This is a genomic window from Streptomyces hygroscopicus subsp. hygroscopicus, from assembly GCF_030269125.1.
GTDB lineage: Bacteria > Actinomycetota > Actinomycetes > Streptomycetales > Streptomycetaceae > Streptomyces > Streptomyces hygroscopicus_C.
Window position 1 is genome coordinate 1 of the sequence record NZ_BSSM01000043.1, and the last position, 1,364, is coordinate 1,364.

The 1,364-nt window shown below is 68.1% G+C and carries 1 protein-coding gene; it reads right to left on the reverse strand.

Annotation, left to right across the window (positions count from 1 at the left end; all coding sequences use genetic code 11):
* Window positions 1-1,364: dihydropteroate synthase (locus tag QSK45_RS37975; RefSeq protein ID WP_285563519.1), on the reverse strand; the 1,364-nt coding region annotated here is incomplete at both ends.

The window sequence follows — 1,364 nt, forward strand, 5'->3', positions numbered from 1 at the left end:
GCCTCCAGGATCGCCGAGACGGGCTGCTTGATGCCCAGGTTGACCACGTTGTAGCCGTTGTTCGACAAGATGATGTCGACCAGGTTCTTGCCGATGTCGTGGACGTCGCCGCGCACGGTGGCCAGCACGATGGTGCCCTTGCCGTCCGCGTCGGACTTCTCCATGTGGGGTTCGAGGTAGGCCACGGCGGCCTTCATCACCTCGGCGGACTGGAGCACGAACGGCAACTGCATCTGCCCCGAGCCGAACAGCTCGCCGACGACCTTCATCCCGTCCAGCAGCGTCTCGTTCACGATGTCCAGCGCCGGACGGTCCTCAAGAGCGGCGTCCAGGTCGGCCTCCAGACCGTTGCGCTCCCCGTCGACGATCCGCCGCTTCAGACGCTCCTCCAACGGCAGCGCCGCCAGTTCCTCGGCCTTGCCGGCCTTCAGCGACTTCGCGGTCGCGCCCTCGAACAGCCGCATGAGCTTCTGAAGGGGGTCGTAGCCCTCGGACCGGCGGTCGTAGATCAGGTCCAGCGCGGTCCGCACCTCCTCCTCGCTGAACCGCGCGATCGGCAGGATCTTCGACGCGTGCACGATCGCCGAGTCCAGACCCGCCTTCACACACTCGTCCAGGAAGACACTGTTGAGCAGGATCCGCGCGGCCGGGTTCAGACCGAAGGAGATGTTCGACAGACCGAGCGTGGTCTGCACGTCCGGGTGGCGCCTCTTCAGCTCACGGATCGCCTCGATCGTCGCGAGCCCGTCCTTGCGGGACTCCTCCTGGCCCGTACAGATCGTGAACGTCAGCGTGTCGATGAGGATGTCCGACTCACGGATCCCCCAGTTCCCGGTCAGGTCCGCGATCAGCCGCTCCGCGATGGCGACCTTGTTCCCGACGGTACGGGCCTGGCCCTCCTCGTCGATCGTCAGCGCGATCAGCGCCGCACCGTGCTGCCGCGCGAGCCGGGTGACCCTCGCGAACCGCGAGTCCGGCCCGTCGCCGTCCTCGTAGTTCACCGAGTTGATCACCGCACGCCCGCCCAGCCGCTCCAGGCCGGCCTCGAGGACGTCGACCTCGGTGGAGTCCAGCACGATCGGCAGCGTCGAGGCGGTGGCCAGACGCCCGGCCAGCTCCGCCATGTCCGCCACGCCGTCCCGGCCGACGTAGTCCACGCACAGGTCGAGCATGTGCGCGCCCTCGCGGATCTGCTCCCGGGCCATCTCCACACAGTCGTCCCAGCGGGCCTCCAGCATGGCCTCGCGGAACTTCTTCGACCCGTTCGCGTTCGTGCGCTCGCCGATCGCCAGATACGACGTGTCCTGCCGGAACGGCACCGACTGGTACAGCGACGCGGCGCCCGGCTCGGGGTGCGGGTCACG